At 59.8% G+C, this 18,733-nt stretch carries 24 protein-coding genes; 13 read left to right on the top strand and 11 right to left on the bottom strand.

What is annotated here, in order from left to right:
- The first annotated feature begins 7 nt into the window (after positions 1 to 7).
- The 3 genes from QU606_RS11615 to QU606_RS11605 are packed head-to-tail and all read left to right on the top strand — an operon-like array spanning position 8 to position 1,976.
- Positions 8 to 436, top strand: coding sequence for a hypothetical protein (locus QU606_RS11615; RefSeq protein ID WP_024073462.1), 429 nt, complete (start codon positions 8 to 10; stop codon positions 434 to 436).
- Position 437: 1 nt separating this feature from the next.
- Entirely contained in the window at positions 438 to 1,049 is a 612-nt protein-coding gene (locus tag QU606_RS11610) for a superoxide dismutase (protein WP_102625288.1), read from the top strand.
- Between the two features lie 33 nt (positions 1,050 to 1,082).
- Positions 1,083 to 1,976, top strand: coding sequence for a ZIP family metal transporter (locus QU606_RS11605; RefSeq protein WP_069075266.1), 894 nt, complete (start codon positions 1,083 to 1,085; stop codon positions 1,974 to 1,976).
- Between the two features lie 35 nt (positions 1,977 to 2,011).
- Here the strand turns inward: QU606_RS11605 and QU606_RS11600 are convergent, their stop codons facing one another.
- The 10 genes from QU606_RS11600 to QU606_RS11555 all read right to left on the bottom strand — a co-directional run bounded on the left by QU606_RS11600 (position 2,012) and on the right by QU606_RS11555 (position 9,023).
- A complete protein-coding gene (locus tag QU606_RS11600) occupies positions 2,012 to 2,284 on the bottom strand; it encodes an HPr family phosphocarrier protein (protein WP_024073465.1) in 273 nt (90 codons plus the stop codon).
- Between the two features lie 16 nt (positions 2,285 to 2,300).
- Positions 2,301 to 3,158 carry an RNase adapter RapZ gene (gene rapZ / locus QU606_RS11595; RefSeq protein ID WP_024073466.1) on the bottom strand — a complete coding sequence of 286 codons (858 nt, stop codon included), beginning with the start codon at positions 3,156 to 3,158 and terminating at the stop codon, positions 2,301 to 2,303.
- Between the two features lie 2 nt (positions 3,159 to 3,160).
- Positions 3,161 to 3,625, bottom strand: a complete 465-nt coding sequence (ptsN, locus tag QU606_RS11590; RefSeq protein ID WP_024073467.1) for a PTS IIA-like nitrogen regulatory protein PtsN — start codon at positions 3,623 to 3,625, stop codon at positions 3,161 to 3,163.
- A gap of 12 nt (positions 3,626 to 3,637) precedes the next feature.
- Entirely contained in the window at positions 3,638 to 3,943 is a 306-nt protein-coding gene (gene hpf, locus QU606_RS11585; RefSeq protein ID WP_024073468.1) for a ribosome hibernation-promoting factor, HPF/YfiA family, read from the bottom strand.
- Between the two features lie 75 nt (positions 3,944 to 4,018).
- A complete protein-coding gene (locus QU606_RS11580) occupies positions 4,019 to 5,512 on the bottom strand; it encodes an RNA polymerase factor sigma-54 (RefSeq protein ID WP_024073469.1) in 1,494 nt (497 codons plus the stop codon).
- A gap of 185 nt (positions 5,513 to 5,697) precedes the next feature.
- On the bottom strand, positions 5,698 to 6,423 hold the full coding sequence (lptB, locus tag QU606_RS11575; RefSeq protein WP_003171806.1) for an LPS export ABC transporter ATP-binding protein: 726 nt from the start codon (positions 6,421 to 6,423) through the stop codon (positions 5,698 to 5,700).
- On the bottom strand, positions 6,423 to 6,956 hold the full coding sequence (gene lptA, locus QU606_RS11570; protein WP_024073470.1) for a lipopolysaccharide transport periplasmic protein LptA: 534 nt from the start codon (positions 6,954 to 6,956) through the stop codon (positions 6,423 to 6,425). Before lptA ends, lptB begins: the two co-directional genes overlap by 1 nt.
- Positions 6,943 to 7,515: an LPS export ABC transporter periplasmic protein LptC gene (gene lptC / locus QU606_RS11565; protein ID WP_024073471.1), complete on the bottom strand. Its 573-nt coding sequence runs from the start codon at positions 7,513 to 7,515 to the stop codon at positions 6,943 to 6,945. The genes lptA and lptC overlap by 14 nt, the downstream gene beginning before the upstream one ends.
- 8 nt (positions 7,516 to 7,523) lie before the next feature.
- Positions 7,524 to 8,048 carry an HAD family hydrolase gene (locus QU606_RS11560; RefSeq protein WP_069075269.1) on the bottom strand — a complete coding sequence of 175 codons (525 nt, stop codon included), beginning with the start codon at positions 8,046 to 8,048 and terminating at the stop codon, positions 7,524 to 7,526.
- Positions 8,049 to 9,023: a KpsF/GutQ family sugar-phosphate isomerase gene (locus QU606_RS11555; RefSeq protein WP_024073473.1), complete on the bottom strand. Its 975-nt coding sequence runs from the start codon at positions 9,021 to 9,023 to the stop codon at positions 8,049 to 8,051. It lies immediately after the preceding gene.
- Between the two features lie 312 nt (positions 9,024 to 9,335).
- Between QU606_RS11555 and QU606_RS11550 the strand changes: the two genes are divergently transcribed.
- The 10 genes from QU606_RS11550 (at position 9,336) to hisC (ending at position 17,327) form a co-directional block, all read left to right on the top strand.
- On the top strand, positions 9,336 to 10,145 hold the full coding sequence (locus tag QU606_RS11550; protein ID WP_024073474.1) for an ATP-binding cassette domain-containing protein: 810 nt from the start codon (positions 9,336 to 9,338) through the stop codon (positions 10,143 to 10,145).
- Entirely contained in the window at positions 10,145 to 10,942 is a 798-nt protein-coding gene (gene mlaE / locus QU606_RS11545) for a lipid asymmetry maintenance ABC transporter permease subunit MlaE (RefSeq protein WP_024073475.1), read from the top strand. The genes QU606_RS11550 and mlaE overlap by 1 nt, the downstream gene beginning before the upstream one ends.
- Positions 10,942 to 11,409, top strand: coding sequence for an outer membrane lipid asymmetry maintenance protein MlaD (mlaD, locus tag QU606_RS11540; protein ID WP_017845975.1), 468 nt, complete (start codon positions 10,942 to 10,944; stop codon positions 11,407 to 11,409). The genes mlaE and mlaD overlap by 1 nt, the downstream gene beginning before the upstream one ends.
- Positions 11,410 to 11,420: 11 nt before the next feature.
- On the top strand, positions 11,421 to 12,068 hold the full coding sequence (locus tag QU606_RS11535) for a phospholipid-binding protein MlaC (protein ID WP_041161099.1): 648 nt from the start codon (positions 11,421 to 11,423) through the stop codon (positions 12,066 to 12,068).
- Positions 12,065 to 12,370, top strand: a complete 306-nt coding sequence (locus QU606_RS11530; protein ID WP_024073477.1) for a lipid asymmetry maintenance protein MlaB — start codon at positions 12,065 to 12,067, stop codon at positions 12,368 to 12,370. The genes QU606_RS11535 and QU606_RS11530 overlap by 4 nt, the downstream gene beginning before the upstream one ends.
- 104 nt (positions 12,371 to 12,474) lie before the next feature.
- The gene (locus QU606_RS11525) at positions 12,475 to 12,714 is read left to right on the top strand and encodes a BolA family protein (protein ID WP_024073478.1); all 240 of its coding nucleotides are present in this window, start codon (positions 12,475 to 12,477) and stop codon (positions 12,712 to 12,714) included.
- Positions 12,715 to 12,737: 23 nt separating this feature from the next.
- Positions 12,738 to 14,003: a UDP-N-acetylglucosamine 1-carboxyvinyltransferase gene (murA, locus tag QU606_RS11520; RefSeq protein WP_024073479.1), complete on the top strand. Its 1,266-nt coding sequence runs from the start codon at positions 12,738 to 12,740 to the stop codon at positions 14,001 to 14,003.
- A 181-nt stretch (positions 14,004 to 14,184) separates the two neighbouring features.
- Positions 14,185 to 14,820, top strand: a complete 636-nt coding sequence (hisG, locus tag QU606_RS11515; RefSeq protein ID WP_003188599.1) for an ATP phosphoribosyltransferase — start codon at positions 14,185 to 14,187, stop codon at positions 14,818 to 14,820.
- Positions 14,821 to 14,947: 127 nt separating this feature from the next.
- The gene (gene hisD / locus QU606_RS11510; RefSeq protein ID WP_304998399.1) at positions 14,948 to 16,273 is read left to right on the top strand and encodes a histidinol dehydrogenase; all 1,326 of its coding nucleotides are present in this window, start codon (positions 14,948 to 14,950) and stop codon (positions 16,271 to 16,273) included.
- A gap of 1 nt (position 16,274) precedes the next feature.
- Complete coding sequence (hisC, locus tag QU606_RS11505; protein WP_304998398.1) at positions 16,275 to 17,327, top strand: histidinol-phosphate transaminase; 1,053 nt, start codon at positions 16,275 to 16,277, stop codon at positions 17,325 to 17,327.
- Between the two features lie 129 nt (positions 17,328 to 17,456).
- Here the strand turns inward: hisC and QU606_RS11500 are convergent, their stop codons facing one another.
- Positions 17,457 to 18,731 (bottom strand): uracil-xanthine permease family protein, encoded by a 1,275-nt coding sequence (locus QU606_RS11500; RefSeq protein WP_024073482.1) that lies wholly within the window; start codon positions 18,729 to 18,731, stop codon positions 17,457 to 17,459.
- Positions 18,732 to 18,733 lie beyond the last annotated feature (2 nt).

Genomic DNA, 18,733 nt, shown 5'->3' with positions numbered 1-18,733 from the left:
GCTCACCATGGAGCACTGGAAACGCACGATCGAACGGGCCAATCGCTGCTTTATGCAGGGCGAATTGGTTGACGCTCGCGAGGCCTATCTGCAAGCCCTGGCCCTGGCCCAAGTGCTGTTCGAGCGCTGGGCGAACGCCGACGAAGCAGTAGCGGCTTGCGTCATTTCCCATCACAACCTGGCGGACTTGCACCTGCGCCTGAATCAGCCCGAGGAAAGCGCCGAATACCTCTGTGCTATTCACCAGCGCTTGCTGCAGGCCATGCAGGACGTGCGTCTGAGCCCGCAACTGCGCGAAGCGGCCTTGCGCCAGAGCAGCAAGACTTACGTCGAGTTGTTGAATTTTATCAGTGATCACGGTGAGTACCCGCGCACCCATCGCTTACTGGGCGGTACTGCCGTGCAGCCGACCACGTCTCAATACGGAGCACATTGATATGCCCTACACCTTGCCTGCCTTGCCCTATGCCTACGATGCCCTGGAACCGCATATCGATGCGCAAACCATGGAGATTCACTACACCAAGCACCACCAAACCTACATCAATAACCTCAATGCTGCGGTCGAGGGCACCGAATTTGCGGGCTGGCCGGTGGAGAAACTGGTGTCCAGCGTGCAGCAACTGCCGGAAAAACTGCGTGTGGCCGTAATCAACCAAGGCGGCGGCCACGCCAACCACTCACTGTTCTGGGCGGTGATGTCGCCTAAAGGTGGTGGCAAGCCCGATGGCGCGCTGGGAAAAGCCATTGAAGAGCAACTCGGTGGTTTCGACAGTTTCAAGGAAGCCTTCACCAAAGCCGCCTTGACCCGTTTCGGCAGCGGCTGGGCCTGGCTGAGCGTCACCCCGCAAAAGACTCTGATAGTGGAAAGCAGCGGCAACCAGGACAGCCCACTGATGAATGGCAATACGCCGATCCTCGGCCTGGACGTCTGGGAGCATGCTTATTACCTGCGGTACCAGAACCGTCGGCCTGAATACATCAATGCCTTCTACAGTGTCATTAACTGGCCGGAAGTTGCTGCACGCTATCAGGCCGCGCTGGCCTGACAGTCACCTCGATAACAAGATCTAAGGCCGACTATGGGCACTGAAACACTGGCGATCAGTAGCGTGCGAATGTTTCGTTATGCGTTTGGCTCGCTGCTGCTATTGGCAGGTACTGCATTGCTGGTGGCCCACGGGCTGGCCTGGCTGGATCTGGAGCCGCGCATCATGCGCGCCTTGCAAGGCGGGGCGATTTGCGCGCTTGGCACGGCGCTGGGGGCGGTTCCGGTATTGGTGATTCGTCGGATGCCGGTGGCGTTGAGCGATACCTTGTTGGGCTTCGGTGCCGGCGTGATGCTGGCGGCGACTGCCTTTTCGCTGGTCGTACCTGGTATTGCTGCTGCCGAAGCCCTTGGCCTTTCGCCCTGGGGGGCAGGTGGGCTGATCAGCTTCGGCATCATGCTGGGGGCATTCGGTTTGTATCTGGTGGACCGCAAAGTCTCCGGCGCCAGCCCGGAGATGTTGGTGGGCACGCCGGATAAACCGGTGATTCCACCGCGCATCTGGCTGTTTGTGTTTGCCATCATCGCCCACAACATCCCCGAAGGCATGGCCGTTGGCGTTTCAGCCGGCGGCGGCATGCCGGATGCCGACAGCCTGGCCATGGGCATTGCCTTGCAGGATGTGCCGGAAGGGTTGGTGATTGCGTTGGTATTGGCCGGGGCGGGGATGTCGCGGGTCAAGGCCTTCCTGATCGGTGCGGCGTCAGGCTTGGTAGAGCCAGTGTTCGCCGTGCTTTGCGCCTGGCTGGTGACCCTGGCCGAGGTGCTGTTGCCGCTTGGCCTGGCGTTGGCTGCCGGGGCGATGTTGCTGGTGGTGACTCATGAAGTGATCCCCGAATCGCGGCGTAATGGCCACGAAAAGCTTGCCAGCCTGGGGCTATGTAGCGGTTTTTGCTTGATGATGGTGATGGATACCGCCTTGGGGTGAAGCCCCTGGCTTCACGCCCGCCTCAGCGGATGGTTTTACTCACCCTCATCAAAGAAGTTGTTGATCAGCTCCACCAGGGCCTCCATTGCTTCCTGCTCTTGCTCGCCCTCGGTGCTCAAATGAATCTTGGTGCCCTTGCCGGCTGCCAACATCATCATCGCCATGATGCTTTTGCCATCGACCATGGTCTCCGGTGTGCGCCCGGCGCGGATCTGGCAAGGGAACTTCCCGGCAATACCGACGAATTTGGCAGAGGCGCGTGCGTGCAGGCCCAGCTTGTTGATGATTTCAATTTCCAGAGCGGGCATCGCGCAGGTGTTCCTTTCAGCTGAGGTCGCGGTGGCGGACCTGGACATTCTTGAGGGTTTTTTGCAGCACCTGGCCCAGGCGTTCGGTCAGGTAGACGGAGCGATGGTGGCCGCCGGTGCAGCCGATGGCAATGGTGACATAGGCTCGGTTGCTCGCGGCAAAGCGCGGCAACCATTTGAGCAGGTAGCTGGAGATGTCCTGGAACATCTCCTCCACATCCGGTTGTGCGGCCAGGTAGTCGGCCACTGGCTGATCCAGCCCCGACTGGTCACGCAGCTCTGGTTTCCAGTAGGGGTTGGGCAGGCAGCGCACATCGAAGACCAGGTCGGCATCCACCGGCATGCCACGCTTGAAGCCAAAGGACTCGACCAGAAATGCCGTGCCAGGCTCTGGCTGGTTCAGCAGGCGTAGCTTGATGGCATCGCGTAACTGGTACAGGTTGAGGCTGGTGGTGTTGATCTTGAGGTCGGCGAGGTCAATGATCGGCCCCAGCAACTTGGTTTCGTCCTCGATGGCTTCGGCCAGGGAACGATGGGGGCTGCTGAGAGGGTGGCGTCGACGGGTCTCGGAGAAGCGCTTGAGCAGGGTTTCTTCGTCGGCGTCCAGATACAGCACATCGCAATGAATGTGCTTGGCGCGCACCTCTTCGAGCAATTCCGGGAAGCGCGTAAGGTGGCTGGGCAGGTTGCGGGCATCAATCGAAACGGCGACCAGGGGCTGCGCCAATTCGGTGTGGATCAGGGCGCGTTCCGCCAACTCCGGCAGCAGCCCGGCGGGCAGGTTGTCGATGCAATAGAAACCGTTGTCCTCAAGAACGTTGAGGGCGGTACTTTTACCCGAGCCAGAGCGGCCGCTGACGATGATCAAACGCATGATTACTGCCCGTTTTGCTCATCCAGGACAACTTGGTACAGTGCCTCGTTGCTGCTGGCACTGCGCAGTTTGTCGCGTACGTCCTTGCGGTCGAGCATGCTTGCGATCTGCCGAAGCAGTTCCAGGTGCGCATCGGTGGCGGCCTGTGGGACCAGCAGAACAAACAGCAGGTCTACCGGGGCACCGTCGATCGCGTCGAAATCGATAGGCGCGTCCAAGTGCAGCAGGGCGCTGACAGGTGTGTCGCAGCCTTTGAGGCGGCAGTGAGGAATGGCGATGCCGTTGCCAAAACCGGTGGAACCGAGTTTTTCACGGGCAATCAGAGCCTCAAAGACATCTTGCATCTCCAGATCAGGCACTTCTCGGCTGATCAGGTTGGCAATTTGTTCGAGGGCTTTCTTCTTGCTGCCGCCCGGCGCGTTCACGAGGGAACGGCCGGGGGTCAGGATGGTTTCAAGTCGGATCATGGGTGGGGAGTGTTAGCGGCCGGTGCCCTGAAGGAGGCTCAACTGCTTTTCCTTATGCTTTTTGATTTGGCGATCCAGTTTGTCGGTCAGGTCGTCAATGGCGGCATACATATCAGTATGCTCGGCATTGGCGACGACTTCTCCGCCGGGTATACGCAAGGTGGCTTCAATTTTCTGCTTCAGCTTTTCGACAGTCATAATGACTTGCACGTTGGTGATCTTGTCGAAATGCCCCTCAATTCTTTTGAGTTTTTCGCCGATATAGGCGCGCAGCGGTTCGGTCACTTCCAGTTGGTGTCCACTGATGTTGACTTGCATACAGCTTCTCCTTCGTTGCCAGTGCATAAAGCGGCGGGTAGGAATACCCGCCACTGGAACGCTGTGGCCCGCCCGTCACATCAAACGCTTACGCTCGCTGGAAGGCGCGATCCCAAGGGACTCGCGGTACTTGGCGACGGTTCGACGGGCGACCTGAATGCCTTGTGCCTCCAGTAAACCAGCGATCTTGCTGTCACTCAACGGCTTTTTCTGATTTTCCGCCGCAACCAGTTTTTTGATGATCGCGCGGATCGCCGTGGACGAGCATTCGCCGCCTTCGGAGGTGCTGACATGGCTGGAGAAAAAGTATTTCAGCTCATATATGCCCCGTGGGGTATGCATGAATTTTTGCGTGGTCACCCGGGAAATCGTTGACTCATGCATGCCAACCGCTTCGGCGATGTCATGCAGCACCAGAGGCTTCATCGCTTCGTCGCCGTATTCCAGGAAGCCACGCTGGTGCTCGACGATCTGGGTGGCGACTTTCATCAGGGTTTCGTTGCGGCTTTGCAGGCTCTTGATGAACCAGCGCGCTTCCTGCAACTGGTTGCGCATGAAGGTGTTGTCGGCGCTGGTGTCGGCGCGACGCACAAAACCGGCATATTGCGGATTGACCCGCAGGCGCGGTACCGACTCCTGGTTCAGTTCCACCAGCCAGCGCTCGTTGTCCTTGCGTACGATCACGTCGGGGACGACGTATTCGGCTTCGCTGGACTCGATCTGCGAGCCCGGGCGAGGGTTGAGGCTCTGTACCAGCTCGATCACCTGGCGCAGGTCGTCTTCCTTGAGCTTCATACGGCGCATCAACTGGCTATAGTCGCGGCTGCCCAGCAGGTCGATGTAGTCCGTGACCAGGCGTTGGGCTTCGGCAAGCCAAGGCGTCTTGGCAGGCAGTTGACGCAGTTGCAGCAGCAGGCACTCGCTGAGGGTGCGCGCGCCAATGCCGGCGGGCTCGAATTGCTGGATGCGGTGCAGGACGGCTTCGATCTCGTCCAGTTCGATATCCAGTTCCGGATCGAAGGCTTCAAGAATCTCGTCGAGCGTTTCGTCCAGGTAACCCTGGTTGTTGATGCAGTCGATCAGGGTCACGGCGATCAGGCGATCGGTGTCGGACATCGGCGCGAGGTTCAATTGCCACAACAGGTGGCTCTGCAGGCTCTCGCCGGCGGACGTGCGGGTGGTGAAGTCCCACTCGTCATCATCGTTGCTGGGCAGGCTGCTGGCGCTGGTCTGGTAGACGTCTTCCCAGGCGGTGTCCACGGGCAGCTCGTTGGGTATGCGTTCGTTCCAGTCGCCTTCCTCGAGGTTATCCACCGTCGGGGCGGTTTCCTGGTAGGAGGGTTCCTGCACATCGGGGTTGGGTTTTTGCTCGATGTTGTCGGCCAGCGGGTCTGCATTGTCGAAGTCGTCGCCTTCTTCCTGGCGTTCGAGCATCGGATTGGACTCCAGGGCCTCCTGGATTTCCTGTTGCAGGTCCAGGGTCGACAATTGGAGCAGGCGGATGGCCTGTTGCAGCTGCGGTGTCATCGTCAGCTGCTGGCCCATTCTCAGGACTAGCGATGGTTTCATGGCAGGGGCTTAACACCTTATTCGCCGGCGCAATGCGCCATCCACGACAGGGCGCGTGAGCGCCAAACATAAGCAAATTATATGCCTGATATCGGGGGCTTTGCCTAGAGCGCGGTAACAATAAAAATCCGGAGGTTTTTATTGACTCCCGCGCACCGTGGCCAACGGCCGTGACGCCAGGCTGCTTACAGGCGGAACTCGTGGCCCAGGTACACTTCCTTGACCAGTTCGTTGGCCAGGATAGTGGCGGAGTCACCTTCGGCAATCAGCTGGCCATCGTTGACGATGTAAGCTGTTTCGCAGATATCCAGGGTCTCACGGACGTTGTGGTCGGTGATCAGTACACCGATGCCCTTGGCCTTGAGGTGATGGATGATCTGCTTGATGTCACCCACCGAGATGGGGTCCACGCCGGCAAACGGTTCGTCCAGCAGGATGAATTTCGGCGCGGTCGCCAGGGCGCGGGCAATTTCAACGCGACGACGCTCACCACCGGACAGGCTCATGCCGAGATTGTCGCGAATGTGGTTGATGTGGAATTCCTGCAGCAGGCTTTCCAGCTCTTTGCGGCGGCCGTCGCGGTCGAGTTCCTTGCGGGTCTCGAGGATGGCCATGATGTTGTCGGCCACCGAGAGTTTGCGGAAGATCGACGCTTCCTGGGGAAGATACCCAATACCTGCGCGTGCACGGCCATGCATCGGCTGGTGGCTGACGTCCAGGTCATCGATCAGTACGCGACCTTGGTCCGCCTGCACCAGGCCGACGATCATATAGAAGCAGGTGGTCTTGCCGGCGCCGTTGGGGCCGAGCAGGCCGACGATCTGGCCGCTGTCGATCGACAGGCTGACGTCGCGCACGACCTGACGGCTTTTATAGGCCTTGGCCAGATGCTGGGCTTTCAGGGTTGCCATTACTCGGCCTTCTTCTTCGGCTGGATAACCATGTCGATACGTGGGCGTGGCGCAGTGACCTTGCTGCCGTTGGCCCGGCCGGCATTGGCGACCTGCTTCACGGTGTCATAGGTGATCTTCTCGCCTTCGGTGGAGTTGCCATCGGGGCTGAGCACCTTGGCCTGGTCGATCAGGACGATGCGGTTTTGCTGGGCGTGATACTGGATGGTCTTGCCGTAGCCCTTCATCGGGGCGGTATCGGTAGCGGCCTGCTTCTGTTCGAAGTAGGCCAGGTTGCCCACCGAAGTCACGACGTCGATGTCGCCAGCGGGGGTGCGAGTCAGTGTCACCGTGTTACCGGTGATTTTCATCGAGCCCTGGGTAATGATCACGCCGCCTGTATAAGTGGCGACGCCTTGCTTGTCATCCAGTTGCGCATCGTCAGCTGAGATGTGGATCGGTTGCTGGCTATCGTTCGGCAGAGCCCAGGCGCTCACGCTTCCCAGTGCTGCGCCCAGACCGAGCAAAATAGGGAGGGTTTTAACGAGCCTCATACTGTCCTCTTACGTTCGATAGCAGGTGTATCCTGCTTTCTTTCAAATACGCTTTCATTCCCTTGCCAGTCGATACACCGCCAGCGCCGTCGATTCTAACGTCTTGCTCGGTCTGCGCATATTGCTTCTGTGGGAATACGGTCATGCGTGTGGTGGTAATAATGGTGTCGCGGTTCTGTGCGTCAGTACGTGCGACGCGCACCGAGTCGATCAGTTCCACCTGGGTACCGTCCGGGTTGACCTCGCCACGCTTGCTGGTGACGTGCCATGGGAACTCGGTGCCGCGGTACAGGTTCATGTCCGGATTGGTCAGCAGGGTGACCTCGGAGGCCTTCAGGTGCTCGACCTTGTCCGACGTCATTTCATATTGCACCTTGCCATCGGGCAGGAACTGCACGCTATAGGCATTGGTTGCGTAATAGTCGATAGCCCCTTCATCAACCTGCGCAACAGGCTGGTCGAGAAAGCGCTCCGGGCTGATATTCCAGTAGCCCACCGCCAGGAACAGCGCGGCGATGCCTGCGAATAGCAGGAAGTTGCGAATCTTTTTACTCAGCATAAAACGCTCTATAGGTAGGCGGCATGGGCCGCTTCGAGGCGGCCTTGGGCCCGCAGGATCAACTCGCAGAACTCACGGGCGGCGCCTTCGCCGCCACGGGCCGTGGTGATGCCGTGGGCATGCTCGCGAACAAACGCCGCCGCATTGGCGACGGCCATGCCCAGGCCCACGCGGCGGATCACCGGCAAGTCGGGCAGGTCGTCGCCCAGATAGGCGACCTGCTCATAGCTTAGGTGGAGTTGGCCAAGAAGCTCGTCCAGTACCACCAGTTTATCCTCACGGCCCTGATACAGGTGAGGAATCCCCAGGTTTTGTGCGCGGCGTTCCACAACCGGCGTTTTTCGGCCGCTAATAATGGCAGTTTGCACTCCCGCTGCCATCAACATCTTGATGCCCTGGCCATCGAGGGTGTTGAACGTCTTGAATTCGCTGCCGTCTTCGAGGAAGTACAGGCGGCCATCGGTCAGCACGCCGTCAACGTCGAAAATCGCCAGCTTGATGTGCTTGCCGCGTTGCAATAGGTCGCTGGTCATTTACATCACTCCTGCACGCAGCAAGTCGTGCATGTTCAGGGCGCCAATCGGGCGGTCATCGTTATTGACGACCACCAGCGCGCCGATCTTGTGGTCTTCCATGATCTTCAGCGCTTCGGCTGCAAGCATCTCGGGGCGTGCGGTCTTGCCATGGGGGGTCATCACCGCGTCGATGGTGGCGGTGTGGATGTCGATGGTGCGGTCCAGCGTGCGGCGCAAGTCGCCGTCGGTGAACACTCCGGCCAGGCGCCCGTCGGCTTCGAGGATCACGGTCATGCCCAGGCCTTTGCGGGTCATTTCCATCAGCGCATCCTTGAGCAGCGTGCCCCGTTGGACATGGGGTAGCTCATCGCCGGAGTGCATGACGTTTTCCACTTTCAGCAGCAGGCGACGGCCCAAGGCACCCCCTGGGTGGGAAAACGCGAAATCTTCAGCAGTAAAGCCACGGGCTTCCAGTAACGCCACGGCCAGCGCATCGCCCATGACCAGGGCGGCGGTGGTGGAAGACGTGGGGGCCAGGTTCAGGGGGCATGCCTCGTGGGTCACGTGAACGTTCAGGTTCACTTCGGCTGCCTTGGCCAGCGTCGATTCCGGGTTGCCGGTGATGCTGATCATCTTGATGCCCAGGCGCTTGATCAGCGGCAGCAGGGTCACGATTTCGTTGGTGGTGCCGGAATTGGACAGTGCCAGGATGATGTCATCCTTGGTGATCATGCCCATGTCACCATGGCTGGCTTCGGCCGGATGCACGAAGAAAGCGGTGGTTCCGGTGCTCGCCAGTGTCGCGGCGATCTTGTTGCCGACGTGGCCGGACTTGCCCATGCCTACCACGACAACGCGGCCCTTGCTGGCCAGAATCATCTCGCAGGCGCGTACGAAATCTGCATCGATATGGGCCAGTAAGCCTTCTACGGCTTCAAGCTCAAGGCGAATGGTGCGTTGTGCGGATTGGATAAGATCGCTGGATTGGCTCATGTCTGAAATCGTATAGCCTGACGAAAAGTCGGCGATTATAACGGTAATGAGCAATTCCCTCACGCAAGTTCGTCAGGCTTTATTCTGCGGGTGGCATGAGATTCCCTCTCAGTAACATAGCCAGCAACGTTTTTTCCCTGTCCCCAATCTGAACAAGCGCTTTTCCGGCCTTGGGCGCGTTGTACCAGCAGTGATATAGTTCGCCGCCAGTTCGGTTCACCCAGCCCATACGTCTATCTATATCGCGCAATCGTGCAAACGTTTGTCGCCAATACGGTGTCTGAGTGAGAAGCTGCATCCCAAGGAGTTTAGATGAGTGCCGATAACGCCTACGCGGTCGAGCTGAAGGGCCTTACCTTCAAGCGCGGGACGCGCAGCATCTTCAATAACGTCGATATTCGCATTCCCCGTGGCAAGGTCACGGGCATCATGGGGCCTTCCGGTTGCGGCAAGACCACCCTGTTGCGGCTGATGGGCATGCAACTGCGCCCCAATGCCGGCGAAGTGTGGGTCAATGGCCAGAACCTGCCGACGCTGTCGCGTAGCGAGCTGTTTGACGCACGCAAGCACATGGGTGTGCTGTTCCAGAGTGGTGCGCTGTTCACTGACCTGGATGTTTTCGAGAACGTGGCGTTTCCGCTGCGAGTGCATACCCAGCTGTCCGATGAAATGATTCGTGACATCGTGTTGCTGAAACTGCAGGCCGTGGGCCTTCGCGGTGCCATCGACCTGATGCCTGACGAGTTGTCCGGTGGCATGAAACGTCGTGTCGCCCTGGCGCGCGCCATCGCCCTTGACCCGCAGATCCTCATGTACGACGAGCCCTTCGTTGGCCAGGACCCGATCGCCATGGGCGTGCTGGTACGCCTGATCCGCCTGCTCAACGATGCGCTGGGGATCACCAGTATCGTGGTGTCCCACGACCTTGCAGAAACCGCGAGCATTGCCGACTACCTGTATGTCGTCGGCGATGGTCAGGTGCTGGGGCAGGGCACGCCTGAAGAGCTGATGAACGCTGACAACCCGCGTATCCGCCAATTCATGACCGGCGATCCTGATGGCCCGGTGCCTTTTCATTTTCCGGCAGCGGACTACCGCGCAGATCTTCTGGGGAAGCGCTGATGCGCAAGACATCACTTATCGAAAGGGTTCGCCTTTTCGGCCGCTCCGGCATCGACATCATCGAAGTGCTGGGGCGTTCGACCATTTTCCTGTTCCACGCCTTGCTGGGCCGCGGTGGCATCGGCGGCGGCTTTGGCTTGCTGATCAAGCAACTGCACTCCGTCGGCGTGATGTCCCTGGTGATTATCGTGGTCTCCGGGGTCTTTATCGGCATGGTGCTTGCGTTGCAGGGCTTCAACATCCTATCCAGCTACGGCTCGGAGCAGGCGGTCGGGCAGATGGTCGCCCTGACGCTGCTGCGCGAGCTGGGGCCGGTGGTGACTGCCTTGCTGTTCGCCGGGCGCGCCGGTTCCGCGCTGACCGCTGAAATCGGCAACATGAAGTCCACCGAGCAGTTGTCCAGCCTGGAAATGATCGGCGTGGACCCGCTCAAGTACATTGTTGCCCCGCGCCTGTGGGCCGGCTTCATTTCCCTGCCGCTGCTGGCGATGATTTTCAGTGTGGTGGGTATCTGGGGCGGTTCGTGGGTGGCGGTGGATTGGCTGGGGGTCTACGAAGGCTCCTACTGGGCCAATATGCAAAACAGCGTTACCTTCAGCGGCGACGTGCTCAACGGCATCATAAAGAGCATCGTCTTCGCCTTTGTCGTGACCTGGATCGCCGTATTCCAAGGCTATGACTGTGAGCCCACTTCAGAAGGGATCAGTCGTGCCACCACCAAGACCGTTGTGTACGCCTCGCTGGCGGTACTGGGCCTTGACTTCATTTTGACCGCCTTGATGTTTGGAGATTTCTGATGCAAAACCGCACTGTGGAAATCGGTGTCGGCCTTTTCTTGCTGGCTGGCATCCTGGCTTTACTGTTGCTCGCCCTGCGAGTCAGTGGCCTTTCGGCCAGCCCTACCGCCGATACTTATAAACTTTACGCGTACTTCGACAATATCGCCGGTTTGACTGTCAGAGCTAAGGTGACCATGGCCGGTGTGACTATCGGCAAGGTCACGGCAATCGATCTGGACCGCGACAGCTTCACCGGGCGAGTGACCATGCAACTGGACAAGAAGGTCGATAATCTGCCGACTGACTCCACTGCATCTATCCTCACTGCGGGTCTGCTGGGCGAGAAGTACATCGGTATCAGCGTGGGCGGGGAAACAGCCCTGCTCAAGGATGGCTCGACCATCCACGACACGCAGTCGTCGCTGGTACTTGAGGACCTGATCGGTAAATTCCTGCTCAATACGGTCAATAAAGACGCCAAATGAGGAACCTGTTCATGATCTCTACCTTGCGACGTGGCCTGCTGGTACTGCTTGCGGCGCTGCCGCTGATGGCTAACGCGGCAGGTTCTGCGCACGAACTGGTGCAGGACACCACCAGCAAAATGCTGGCTGACCTGACTGCCAATAAAGAGCAGTACAAGCAAGACCCGAGTAAGTTCTACGACGCGCTCAATACCATTGTCGGCCCTGTCGTCGATGCCGAAGGCATTTCGCGCAGCATCATGACGGTCAAGTACTCGCGCAAGGCCACGCCTGCGCAGATGCAGACGTTCCAGGAAAACTTCAAGAAGGGTCTGTTCCAGTTCTATGGCAACGCCCTGCTGGAGTACAACAACCAGGGGATCACTGTCGATCCGGCCAAGGATGAGTCGGGTGACCGCACCAGCGTTGGCATGACCGTCAAAGGCAGCAACGGTGCGATCTACCCTGTGCAGTACACGCTGGAGAAGGTTAACGGTGAGTGGAAACTGCGCAACGTGATCATCAACGGTATCAACATTGGCAAGCTGTTCCGCGACCAGTTCGCTGACGCGATGCAGCGCAATGGCAACGACCTGGACAAGACCATCAACGGTTGGGCCGGTGAAGTGGCCAAGGCCAAGGAAGAAACCGATAAAGCAGCCGGGAAACCCGCGCAATGACCGAGTCGGCTGTTCGTATCGGCGAAGCCGGCGAGCTGTTCCTCAGCGGCGTGCTGGATTATCGCTCCGGGCCTGACCTGCGCAAGCAGGGCCAGGCGCTGATCAAGGCGAGCACCGCGCCTGCGCTGGTGCTGGACTGCTCGGCGGTAACCAAGTCCAGCAGCGTCGGTTTATCGCTGCTGCTGTGCTTTATACGTGATGCCGAGGCGGCGAAAAAAACGGTCAGTATCCGTGCGCTGCCCGACGACATGCGTGAAATTGCCGAAGTTTCCGGTCTGACCGAACTGTTGGCGCATCCTTAATAAAGAAGCCCCCCGTCAGAGTCCTGCTATGCGGGGTTCGCAGGCGCGGGGCTTTTTTGTATGATGTGCGACCCGTGCGCACTGGGCGCCGATAGAGGTTGAGCATGCAGGCCCTAGAAGTTAAGAGCTTCCTTGAAGGAAAGCTGCCGGAAACGAAAGTAGAAGTTGAAGGCGAAGGCTGCAACTTCCAGCTGAACGTGATTAGCGATGAACTGGCGGCACTCAGCCCGGTCAAGCGTCAACAGCAGATCTATGCCCATTTGAACCCGTGGATCACCGATGGCAGCATCCACGCGGTCACTATGAAATTTTTCAGCCGCGCGGCCTGGGCCGAGCGCACCTGAGCCCCCAAGGCGTCGAGATTCTTATGGATAAATTGATTATTACCGGCGGTGCCCGCCTTGATGGCGAGATTCGCATTTCCGGTGCGAAAAACTCTGCCTTGCCGATCCTGGCCGCGACCCTGCTGTGCGATGGCCCCGTAACCGTAGCCAACCTGCCGCACCTGCATGACATCACCACCATGATCGAGCTGTTTGGTCGCATGGGTATTGAGCCGGTAATCGACGAGAAGCTGTCCGTCGAAATCGACCCGCGCACCATCAAGACCCTGATCGCCCCGTACGAACTGGTGAAAACCATGCGTGCGTCGATCCTGGTGCTGGGCCCGATGGTTGCCCGTTTCGGCGAAGCCGAAGTCGCATTGCCTGGCGGTTGCGCCATTGGCTCGCGTCCGGTGGACCTGCACATCCGTGGCCTTGAAGCCATGGGCGCAACCATCGACGTCGAGGGTGGCTACATCAAGGCCAAGGCGCCGGAAGGCGGCCTGCGTGGCGCCAACTTCTTCTTTGATACCGTCAGCGTGACCGGTACCGAGAACATCATGATGGCCGCTGCCCTGGCCAACGGTCGCAGTGTGCTGCAAAACGCCGCTCGCGAGCCTGAAGTGGTCGACCTGGCCAACTTCCTGATCGCCATGGGGGCCAACATCACCGGCGCCGGCACCGACACCATCACCATCGACGGTGTGAAGCGCCTGCACCCTGCCACCTACAAAGTGATGCCGGACCGCATCGAGACCGGTACCTACCTGGTTGCTGCTGCCGTCACCGGTGGTCGCGTCAAGGTCAAGGACACCGATCCGACCATCCTGGAAGCGGTCCTGGAGAAACTGCGCGAAGCCGGTGCCGAAATCACCACCGGTGAAGACTGGATCGAGCTGAACATGCACGGCAAGCGGCCAAAAGCCGTCAACGTGCGTACTGCTCCGTACCCGGCGTTCCCAACCGACATGCAGGCGCAGTTCATCTCCTTGAACGCGATTGCCGAAGGCACGGGTGCAGTGATCGAGACCATCTTCGAAAACCGCTTCATGCACGTGTACGAACTGCACCGCATGGGCGCGAAGATCCAGGTCGAAGGCAACACGGCCATCGTTACCGGCACCGAGAAGCTCAAGGGCGCGCCAGTCATGGCCACCGACCTGCGCGCTTCGGCCAGCCTGGTGATCTCGGCGCTGATCGCCGAAGGAGACACCCTGATCGACCGCATCTACCACATCGACCGTGGTTACGAATGCATCGAAGAAAAACTGCAGATGCTCGGCGCGAAAATCCGCCGCGTACCGGGCTAGTCCCAGTAGCTGCGAAAACATCCACTGTGGCGAGCCCGCTCGCCACAGTAAGATGTTTTGCGGTTAACTGAGTTTGTCCCTGCTGAATACGATTTCAAGTCGAGGCTGTCATGGCCTCGATCTGTGTCTGGCGCCGTTTGCGACCGGACAGCAATAGCCTGATGAAGGACTGACATTTCCCATGTTGACCATCGCACTGTCCAAGGGCCGCATCCTTGACGACACCTTGCCGCTTCTGGCTGAAGCGGGCATCGTGCCGACCGAGAATCCGGACAAGAGCCGCAAGCTGATCATCCCTACGACCCAGGATGACGTTCGCCTTTTGATCGTACGGGCTACCGACGTGCCGACGTACGTTGAGCATGGCGCGGCCGACCTCGGTGTCGCCGGTAAGGACGTGCTGATGGAATACGGCGGCCAGGGCCTTTACGAGCCGCTGGACCTGCGCATTGCCCTGTGCAAGCTGATGACCGCTGGCCGTGTCGGTGATGTCGAGCCTAAAGGTCGCCTGCGCGTGGCCACCAAGTTCGTCAACGTCGCCAAGCGCTACTACGCCGAACAAGGCCGTCAGGTCGACATCATCAAGCTCTACGGCTCGATGGAGCTGGCACCGCTGATTGGCCTGGCCGACAAGATCATCGACGTAGTCGACACCGGCAACACCTTGCGTGCCAACGGCCTGGAGCCCCAGGATTTCATTGCCGACATCAGCTCCCGGCTGATCGTCAACAAGGCTTCCATGAAAATGCAGCACGCCCGTATCCAGGCGTTGATCGACACCCTGCGCAAGGCAGTGGAGTCTCGACACCGCGGTTGACTCACCCGCGTAGCTTAAAAGCTGCGCCCGTCTATCCGCCTCATAGCCAGAATTCTCAGGTGCCCAAGCGGAGCGAACGGTAGTTTAGGGCGCCTGAGTTTTTGCCAATTCTATTGAGGCCCTCGCTATGACCACGTCCACTGCAATTGCCCGACTCAACGCTGCCGACCCGGATTTCGCCCATCATCTGGATCATCTGCTGAGCTGGGAAAGCGTGTCCGACGACTCGGTCAACCAGCGGGTGCTCGACATCATCAAGGCCGTGCGCGAGCGCGGTGATGCAGCGCTGGTGGATTTCACCCGCCAGTTCGATGGCCTGGACGTCAAGTCCATGGCTGACCTGATCCTGCCTCGCGAACGCCTGGAGCTGGCCCTGACGCGCATCACCGCGCCGCAGCGCGAAGCCCTCGAAGTCGCTGCGACCCGAGTGCGCAGCTACCACGAAAAGCAGAAGCAGGACTCCTGGAGCTACACCGAAGCCGATGGCACCGTGCTGGGCCAGAAGGTCACGCCACTGGACCGCGCCGGTTTGTACGTGCCGGGCGGTAAAGCCTCGTACCCGTCGTCGGTGCTGATGAACGCGATCCCGGCCAAGGTGGCGGGCGTGACCGAAGTGGTCATGGTGGTGCCGACCCCGCGTGGTGAAATCAACGAGCTGGTACTGGCAGCGGCTTGCATCGCCGGCGTCGACCGCGTGTTCACCATCGGCGGCGCCCAGGCTGTCGCGGCCCTGGCCTATGGCACCGAAAGCGTACCGAAGGTCGACAAAGTGGTCGGCCCCGGCAACATCTACGTCGCCACCGCCAAGCGCCATGTGTTTGGCCAAGTCGGTATCGACATGATCGCCGGGCCTTCGGAAATCCTCGTGGTGTGTGACGGCCAGACTGACCCGGACTGGATCGCCATGGACCTGTTCTCCCAGGCTGAGCACGACGAAGATGCCCAGGCGATCCTGGTCAGTCCCGATGCCGAGTTCCTCGACAAGGTTGCGGCCAGCATCAATAAGCTGCTGCCGACCATGGACCGCGCCGACATTATCGAGAAGTCGATCAATGGCCGTGGTGCGCTGATTCTGGTGCGTGACATGGAGCAGGCCATCGAAGTGGCCAACCGTATCGCACCGGAACACCTGGAGCTGTCCGTGGCCGACCCACAAGCCTGGTTGTCGTCGATTCGCCATGCGGGTGCGATCTTCATGGGCCGCCACACCAGCGAAGCCCTGGGTGACTACTGCGCGGGTCCCAACCACGTATTGCCGACCTCCGGCACCGCGCGCTTCTCGTCGCCGCTGGGGGTGTATGACTTCCAGAAGCGTTCGTCGATCATCTTCTGCTCGCCACAAGGTGCTTCCGAGTTGGGCAAGACCGCTTCGGTGCTGGCCCGTGGTGAATCCCTGAGCGCCCACGCCCGCAGCGCTGAATACCGCATCCTTGACGACAAGAAAGGTAATTGAGATGAGCAAATTCTGGAGCCCCTTCGTCAAGGACCTCGTGCCTTACGTACCCGGTGAGCAGCCGAAGCTGACCAAGCTGGTCAAGCTCAACACCAATGAAAACCCCTATGGCCCATCGCCCAAGGCGCTGGCGGCCATGCAGGCCGAGTTGAACGACAACCTGCGCCTGTACCCGGACCCCAACAGCGACCTGCTCAAGCAGGCCGTGGCCAAGTACTACGGGGTCGACGCCGGCAAAGTGTTCCTCGGCAACGGTTCCGATGAAGTCCTTGCGCACATCTTCCATGGCCTGTTCCAGCACGACTTGCCGCTGCTGTTCCCGGATATCAGCTACAGCTTCTATCCGGTGTACTGCGGCCTCTATGGCATCAAGTCCGACCCGGTGCCGCTGGATGAGCAGTTCCAGATTCGCGTTGCGGACTACGCCAAGCCCAACGGCGGGATCATCTTCCCCAACCCGAACGCGCCGACTGGCTGTGTGCTGGCGCTGGAGGCGGTGGAGCAGATCCTCAAGGCCAGCCCGGATTCGGTGGTGGTGGTTGATGAAGCCTATATCGACTTTGGTGGCGAAACGGCGATCAGCCTGGTCGACCGTTACCCGAATCTGCTGGTGACCCAGACCCTGTCCAAATCGCGCTCACTGGCCGGTTTGCGCGTGGGCCTGGCGGTGGGGCACCCGGACCTGATCGAGGCACTGGAGCGGGTCAAGAACAGCTTCAACTCCTACCCGCTCGATCGCCTGGCGATCGTTGGCGCGGCGGCGGCGTTCGAGGACCGTGAGTATTTCGAGAAGACTTGCCAGTTGGTGATCGACAGCCGTAACAAGCTAGTTGTGCAATTGGAAGGCAAAGGCTTTGAAGTATTGCCATCGGCTGCGAATTTCATCTTCGCCCGCCACCCTCAGCACGACGCAGCGGGCCTGGCGGCCAAGCTGCGTGAGCAAGGGGTTATCGTGCGGCACTTCAAGCAGGAGAGGATTGCCCAGTTCCTGCGGATCAGCATCGGTACGCCGGAACAGAACCAGGCGCTGATTGATGGCTTGGGTGAGCTCTAAGCCACACTGAAGATGTAAAAATGTGGGAGGGGGCTTGCCCCCGATAGCAGTGTGTCAGTCGCTACATGTGTGACTGATACACCGCCATCGGGGGCAAGCCCCCTCCCACATCTGGTTTTGCGTTGGCAGTTAGAGCAGCGGTTCGTCAGGCTTTTTGTTCTTCCAGCCATCATTGCCCGGCAGCAGCAGGTTCAAACCAATCGCGACCACCGCACACAAGGCAATGCCCTTCAGGCCGAAGTCGTCCGGCCCCGTGCCGGTACCCACCAGCACACCGCCAATCCCGAACACCAGGGTCACCGACACAATCACCAGATTGCGCGCCTCCCCCAGGTCGATCTTGTGGCGGATCAGCGTGTTCATGCCCACCGCGGCAATCGAGCCGAACAACAGGCATAGAATCCCGCCCATCACCGGCACCGGGATGCTCTGCAGCAGTGCGCCGAACTTACCGATAAACGCCAGGCTGATGGCAAAGATGGCAGCCCAGGTCATGATCTTCGGGTTGTAGTTCTTGGTCAGCATCACCGCGCCCGTCACTTCGGCGTAGGTGGTGTTCGGCGGGCCGCCAAACAGGCCAGCGGCCGTGGTGGCGATGCCGTCGCCCAGCAAGGTGCGGTGCAGGCCCGGTTTTTTCAGGTAGTCGCGCCCCGTCACGCTGCCCACCGCGATCACGCCGCCGATATGTTCGATCGCCGGAGCCAGGGCTACCGGGACGATAAACAGGATCGCCTGCCAGTTGAACTCCGGCGCGGTGAAGTGGGGCAGGGCGAACCACGGTGCGGCGGCGATCTTCGCCGTGTCGACCACGCCAAAATAGAATGACATGGCAAAGCCCACCAGCACGCCGGAGATGATCGGCACCAGGCGGAATATGCCTTTGCCGAACACCGCCACGATCAGCGTGGTCAGCAACGCTGGCATCGAGATCAGCATCGCCGTCTGGTAATGGATCAACTCGGCACCGTCGCCGGATTTACCCATCGCCATATTGGCGGCAATCGGCGCCATGGCCAGGCCGATGGAGATGATCACCGGGCCGATCACGACCGGCGGCAGCAACCGGTCGATGAAGCCGGTGCCCTTGATCTTTACCGCAGCGCCAAGGAAGGTGTAAACGAAACCGGCCGCCATCACCCCGCCCATGGTCGCCGCCAGGCCGAACTGCTGCTTGGCGAGAATGATCGGGGTAATGAAGGCAAAGCTCGACGCCAGGAAAACCGGCACCTGCCGCCCGGTCACCAGCTGGAACAGCAGCGTGCCCAGGCCGGCGGTAAACAACGCGACGTTTGGATCAAGACCTGTAATCAGCGGCATCAACACCAGCGCGCCAAATGCCACGAAGAGCATCTGTGCGCCAGACAGGATCTGGCGCCAAAGCGGGTCGTTGAATTCATCCTGCATGC

Source organism: Pseudomonas sp. OVF7, assembly GCF_030644265.1.
GTDB lineage: Bacteria > Pseudomonadota > Gammaproteobacteria > Pseudomonadales > Pseudomonadaceae > Aquipseudomonas > Aquipseudomonas gorinensis.
Note: the sequence above shows the minus strand (reverse complement) of the source record. Positions and strands in the feature narration are given on the sequence as shown.

What these genes read in the sequence shown, in the direction of transcription:
- QU606_RS11525 (WP_024073478.1), top strand. Translation starts at nt 12,475, where the DNA reads ATGCAGGCCCTAGAAGTTAAGAGCTTCCTTGAAGGAAAGCTGCCGGAA.
- hisC (WP_304998398.1), top strand. Translation starts at nt 16,275, where the DNA reads ATGAGCAAATTCTGGAGCCCCTTCGTCAAGGACCTCGTGCCTTACGTA.
- lptB (WP_003171806.1), bottom strand. Translation starts at nt 6,423, where the DNA reads ATGGCAACCCTGAAAGCCCAGCATCTGGCCAAGGCCTATAAAAGCCGT.
- QU606_RS11535 (WP_041161099.1), top strand. Translation starts at nt 11,421, where the DNA reads ATGATCTCTACCTTGCGACGTGGCCTGCTGGTACTGCTTGCGGCGCTG.
- lptA (WP_024073470.1), bottom strand. Translation starts at nt 6,956, where the DNA reads ATGAGGCTCGTTAAAACCCTCCCTATTTTGCTCGGTCTGGGCGCAGCA.
- QU606_RS11560 (WP_069075269.1), bottom strand. Translation starts at nt 8,048, where the DNA reads ATGACCAGCGACCTATTGCAACGCGGCAAGCACATCAAGCTGGCGATT.
- QU606_RS11580 (WP_024073469.1), bottom strand. Translation starts at nt 5,512, where the DNA reads ATGAAACCATCGCTAGTCCTGAGAATGGGCCAGCAGCTGACGATGACA.
- QU606_RS11615 (WP_024073462.1), top strand. Translation starts at nt 8, where the DNA reads ATGGAGCACTGGAAACGCACGATCGAACGGGCCAATCGCTGCTTTATG.
- hisG (WP_003188599.1), top strand. Translation starts at nt 14,185, where the DNA reads ATGTTGACCATCGCACTGTCCAAGGGCCGCATCCTTGACGACACCTTG.
- ptsN (WP_024073467.1), bottom strand. Translation starts at nt 3,625, where the DNA reads ATGATCCGACTTGAAACCATCCTGACCCCCGGCCGTTCCCTCGTGAAC.
- mlaE (WP_024073475.1), top strand. Translation starts at nt 10,145, where the DNA reads ATGCGCAAGACATCACTTATCGAAAGGGTTCGCCTTTTCGGCCGCTCC.
- murA (WP_024073479.1), top strand. Translation starts at nt 12,738, where the DNA reads ATGGATAAATTGATTATTACCGGCGGTGCCCGCCTTGATGGCGAGATT.
- QU606_RS11600 (WP_024073465.1), bottom strand. Translation starts at nt 2,284, where the DNA reads ATGCCCGCTCTGGAAATTGAAATCATCAACAAGCTGGGCCTGCACGCA.
- QU606_RS11610 (WP_102625288.1), top strand. Translation starts at nt 438, where the DNA reads ATGCCCTACACCTTGCCTGCCTTGCCCTATGCCTACGATGCCCTGGAA.
- hisD (WP_304998399.1), top strand. Translation starts at nt 14,948, where the DNA reads ATGACCACGTCCACTGCAATTGCCCGACTCAACGCTGCCGACCCGGAT.
- rapZ (WP_024073466.1), bottom strand. Translation starts at nt 3,158, where the DNA reads ATGCGTTTGATCATCGTCAGCGGCCGCTCTGGCTCGGGTAAAAGTACC.
- QU606_RS11500 (WP_024073482.1), bottom strand. Translation starts at nt 18,731, where the DNA reads ATGCAGGATGAATTCAACGACCCGCTTTGGCGCCAGATCCTGTCTGGC.
- mlaD (WP_017845975.1), top strand. Translation starts at nt 10,942, where the DNA reads ATGCAAAACCGCACTGTGGAAATCGGTGTCGGCCTTTTCTTGCTGGCT.
- QU606_RS11555 (WP_024073473.1), bottom strand. Translation starts at nt 9,023, where the DNA reads ATGAGCCAATCCAGCGATCTTATCCAATCCGCACAACGCACCATTCGC.
- QU606_RS11605 (WP_069075266.1), top strand. Translation starts at nt 1,083, where the DNA reads ATGGGCACTGAAACACTGGCGATCAGTAGCGTGCGAATGTTTCGTTAT.
- QU606_RS11530 (WP_024073477.1), top strand. Translation starts at nt 12,065, where the DNA reads ATGACCGAGTCGGCTGTTCGTATCGGCGAAGCCGGCGAGCTGTTCCTC.
- lptC (WP_024073471.1), bottom strand. Translation starts at nt 7,515, where the DNA reads ATGCTGAGTAAAAAGATTCGCAACTTCCTGCTATTCGCAGGCATCGCC.
- hpf (WP_024073468.1), bottom strand. Translation starts at nt 3,943, where the DNA reads ATGCAAGTCAACATCAGTGGACACCAACTGGAAGTGACCGAACCGCTG.
- QU606_RS11550 (WP_024073474.1), top strand. Translation starts at nt 9,336, where the DNA reads ATGAGTGCCGATAACGCCTACGCGGTCGAGCTGAAGGGCCTTACCTTC.